This window comes from uncultured Mucilaginibacter sp., from assembly GCF_903913935.1.
Taxonomy (GTDB): Bacteria; Bacteroidota; Bacteroidia; order Sphingobacteriales; family Sphingobacteriaceae; genus Mucilaginibacter.
Genome location: NZ_CAIWNH010000305.1, coordinates 1 through 3,608 on the forward strand (window position 1 = coordinate 1; position 3,608 = coordinate 3,608).

6 protein-coding genes and 1 pseudogene are annotated in these 3,608 nt (G+C 40.6%); 3 read left to right on the top strand and 4 right to left on the bottom strand.

Annotation, left to right across the window (positions count from 1 at the left end; genetic code table 11):
• The first annotated feature begins 108 nt into the window (after positions 1 to 108).
• The gene (locus QZY09_RS12005; RefSeq protein ID WP_295672703.1) at positions 109 to 660 is read left to right on the top strand and encodes a hypothetical protein; all 552 of its coding nucleotides are present in this window, start codon (positions 109 to 111) and stop codon (positions 658 to 660) included.
• Entirely contained in the window at positions 657 to 1,850 is a 1,194-nt protein-coding gene (locus tag QZY09_RS12010) for a DGQHR domain-containing protein (RefSeq protein ID WP_295672704.1), read from the top strand. Before QZY09_RS12005 ends, QZY09_RS12010 begins: the two co-directional genes overlap by 4 nt.
• Positions 1,851 to 1,953: 103 nt before the next feature.
• On the opposite strand, the gene QZY09_RS12015 is transcribed toward QZY09_RS12010, so the two are convergent.
• Together QZY09_RS12015 and QZY09_RS12020 are read right to left on the bottom strand one after the other, a co-directional pair.
• Complete coding sequence (locus QZY09_RS12015) at positions 1,954 to 2,316, bottom strand: DUF5615 family PIN-like protein (RefSeq protein ID WP_295672705.1); 363 nt, start codon at positions 2,314 to 2,316, stop codon at positions 1,954 to 1,956.
• Between the two features lies 1 nt (position 2,317).
• Positions 2,318 to 2,551, bottom strand: coding sequence for a DUF433 domain-containing protein (locus QZY09_RS12020; RefSeq protein ID WP_295672706.1), 234 nt, complete (start codon positions 2,549 to 2,551; stop codon positions 2,318 to 2,320).
• Positions 2,552 to 2,590: 39 nt separating this feature from the next.
• On the opposite strand from QZY09_RS12020, the gene QZY09_RS12025 reads away from it, so the two are divergent.
• On the top strand, positions 2,591 to 2,722 hold the full coding sequence (locus QZY09_RS12025; protein WP_295672707.1) for a hypothetical protein: 132 nt from the start codon (positions 2,591 to 2,593) through the stop codon (positions 2,720 to 2,722).
• A gap of 415 nt (positions 2,723 to 3,137) precedes the next feature.
• Here QZY09_RS12025 and QZY09_RS12030 read toward each other — a convergent pair whose 3' ends face one another.
• Together QZY09_RS12030 and QZY09_RS12035 are read right to left on the bottom strand one after the other, a co-directional pair.
• The gene (locus QZY09_RS12030; RefSeq protein WP_295672708.1) at positions 3,138 to 3,323 is read right to left on the bottom strand and encodes a hypothetical protein; all 186 of its coding nucleotides are present in this window, start codon (positions 3,321 to 3,323) and stop codon (positions 3,138 to 3,140) included.
• 10 nt (positions 3,324 to 3,333) lie between these two features.
• Positions 3,334 to 3,608 (bottom strand): annotated as a pseudogene (locus QZY09_RS12035) (hypothetical protein); the annotation flags it as partial.

Here is a 3,608-nt window from a genome sequence, read left to right on the forward strand (position 1 = left end):
ATACGCAGGGATTGGGAATAGCACAATACTTAATAGAGCAAGTGTAATTGCAGGTAATCCACTAGCAAGGGGTATTTATAGCGAACTTGCTATTAAATGTTAGAATAAATGAAAGAAATTAGGAATAAGATAGTTGTCTTTTTTACTGCAATCGACTACAACATTTTAAGAAAAAGTTTGATAGAAGTGATGTGGCTCACCGTGATTGCACTTTTTCCTTTGATTATAAATATTGCCATAGCTGGAATAGCGGCAAACGATTTCATAGAACCAATTAAAACCAAGATATTACCAGGAGAAACACTTTCCTATTGCTTAAGCTTTTTAGCCCCCTCATTATACCTTTTAACCAGATTACAAGGGTCTAGTTACAAGCTTCCGTTATTGCATGGTTTTTCAATTATTACATTATTACTTTACGTTGCAACGATTGTTTTGTATTTAATCACAAAAAACAAATGGGTTAAGCAGATTAACTTGGAGCCACATGGTTTTGACGTTTATTTTAAGCTTACAGCAAGCTTTTTTATAATGACCATCATTTTACGTATTTACGCCATTTATCATGGCAGACAACAAAGTTCGTATTTGATTATAAGGGAACAGCAACAAAAGGACTTCAATGAAGGGTTCGCCAACAGTTTAAATACCCAGAAATGACATCAACTCAAATCAAGCTATCGGTAATCAAAGTCTCTCAACCGCTAGGGGATTTCTTTATTGGAAACATTAACGCAAGAGATCTCGTCGAAATTTCATATGCTGATGTGCGCAGAATAGAGGGCGAAGACAGGGATGTTGAAAGATATTTAGGCATTCAGCGTCCTTTAGATAGAATCAGAGTTGGCCAAATTAGAAAGTACCTTGAGTCCCCCGATGCATCCTTCCCCACAGGAGTGGTATTGGCAATAGATCAAAATTGTGCCGAATTTGACAATGAGGGCTATCTTATTTTAAAGCCATATACCTCAGACTTCGAAAGCGAATCAATTCCAATTGACAAAGTTGCCAAAGTACTTGACGGGCAACATCGAATCGCTGCATTTCTTAACGAAGCCGGCTCCTATGACAAGACGCTTGACAACATATTTACAAACTTTCAATTCAACGTTGTCATTTTTATTGGCTTAGACGTTGATGAACAGGCGAACATTTTTGCTACGGTTAATTTAGCGCAAACAAAAGTAAGTAGGAGCTTAGTTTATGATCTTGAAGGGCTGTCAAAAGCACGAAGTCCGTTTAAAACTTGTCACCAAATAGCAGTCGCACTTGATTCCGTCGACAAAAGAAGTCCGCTGTATCACCGGGTAAAAAGACTTGGTGTCAAAACAAAGGGCAGAGAAACGTCAGAACCTCTTACACAGGCAGTTTTTGTGGAGTCACTAATTAAACTATTGTCACCCAACCCTTTTTTTGACAGGACCATATATTTAAAAGGTAAAAAGCCATCGTTTGCCAGTAATTCGGAACTTTTAAAAACCCCGTTTCGCAATTTATTTATTTCAGAAAGAGACAATGATATAGCCATAATTCTGTTTAATTACTTTACGAGCATTCAAAATAAATGGCCGTATGCGTGGGAAAATATTCAACAAGAAGGAAATATACTGCCACGATCTAATGCCTTCAAAGCTTTCATGCGATACCTGAACTTTGCCTACTTAAAAATCGTAAAGACAGAAATAGGCCGAATTCCTACAATTGAGGAGTTTGCTTCAATTTTCGAAAGACTTAATGTTTCCGATGAAGATTTTACGTCAGGGAATTTTAAGCCTGGAAGTGGCGGCGAGTCCGCATTCTTCAAACTGTTAACCGGTGAAAAGACCATTCATGATTTAAAAAACGAATAAATTCTTCGCGCGAGATTCCGCGTAAAGGCCCGCAGCGTTGGGCTTCTCGTGCGCCGCTGACAAGTAATGAAGCGACTGACACACACTTACTCCCATAGCTACGTTAAATAGGAAGTTTGCGGTGCCGGATCCTGCTATCCTCGATAGTGATGATAAAGTTGCCCTCCAATTGATTTGAAAATGTTTCGAAAAGATGTTCGAGCTTAGTGCGAATGTTTTCCAAGGTAAATACGGAGGTTCGGAATTGGATAACGGATACCATCTGCGACTGGTTAAATGCGAGTAAATGGCCAAAATCCATGTCGGATGTTAAAATTATTCGGTTTTCGGCTATTGCTTTTTCAATAATAAGGGTATCGGGCAGGTGATAAAGGTTTTCGTCGTTTAGGTGCACAGCATTGTGCCCCTGGCTATTTAGCCATAAAGCAACGCTTTGTGCTATGCCCATATCTAAAAGAAAGCGCAAATCAGGAAACTTTTTGAGTAGTATATAATTCTTCTTCTGCTAAATATGCTGCATAATTAAGGCACTGGTCGATATCCTCGGCCTGCAGGGCAGGGTATTCCTTAAGGATTTCGGCTTTGCCCATGCCATTGGCAACAAGATTAAGCACCAGCGAAACGGTAATGCGCATTCCCCTGATACAGGCTTTGCCGTTCATGATGGTGGGGTTGGATGTTATTCGATCGATGTTTAACATTTGCCGTTGTTTTTATAAAGTTACGGGATTAAAGTATAAGTGGCAAATTCAGAAGGGCCGATTTTGAAAATACGTACCTGTGTACCCGCGTTAGTGATAGCAATGGATACCGGCCAGGCAGGGGCTAAAGTGCAGGCCGCGCCTAATGCTTGCAGGCGTATGAATGGATAGCACGGGCCGCAGGCAACGCCCATTTTCTAAGTCTTAAGTCCGGAGTCTATAGTCAAAAGTCGGGGCCGTTCCGGGCTGTTCAAACATTTTTGGCGTGATGGATCGCCCTTACTTCTGGCAGACCGGTAAAGTCTTAAGTCCGGAGTCTATAGTCAAAAGTCGGGGCCGTTCCAGGCTATTCAAACATTTTTGGCGTGATGGATCGCCCTTACTTCCGGCAGATCGGTAAAGTCTTAAGTCCGGAGTCTATAGTCAAAAGTCGGGGCCGTTCCGGGCTATCCAAACATTTTTGGCGTGATGGATCGCTCTTACTTCGGGCAGATCGGTACATGTTGGTGACAACACCTGCATGGGCGTAAATGCACAAAAAAAGCCGGGAATAGTCCCGGCCTGTGTATATCATTTTTAATGAAAATTATTTTTTCTTCATTCCCGGAAACCCTACCCTTTGGATTGTTTCTTTGGCTTTTTGCACCTTTTTTACAACAAAAGGATCATTATCGTGATTTTTAATTTCGCTGCTAACGGTTCCGTGTCCAAAACCTTTGTTAGTATTTTTCACTATCGCTGGCATATTATCATTTGTTAGTTTGATGTTCAAATATAAACAATTACCTCCGTTTAAGCAAAAAAGCCTCATAATTGATGCTGTTGGGCTCAAACTTATACCAATCTGTACCTTGTAATCCAAACACCTCAAAATCTTTGCTGATCTCAGCCCACAAACCCGCTATACCCATTTGATATAATCTTGTTCGGGCGGGTGTACTACCCTCTGCATAAATGTACGGATTGTTAAAATGATGGCAGAACTCAACAATTGTATTTGCCACTGTTGCAAGTACTTTATCTCTGTCCTGATTATTGCTTACTGTTTCGTCGTCGA

Coding starts and splice junctions, on each gene's coding strand:
- QZY09_RS12005 (WP_295672703.1), top strand. CDS start 109: ATGAAAGAAATTAGGAATAAGATAGTTGTCTTTTTTACTGCAATCGAC.
- QZY09_RS12010 (WP_295672704.1), top strand. CDS start 657: ATGACATCAACTCAAATCAAGCTATCGGTAATCAAAGTCTCTCAACCG.
- QZY09_RS12020 (WP_295672706.1), bottom strand. CDS start 2,551: ATGTTAAACATCGATCGAATAACATCCAACCCCACCATCATGAACGGC.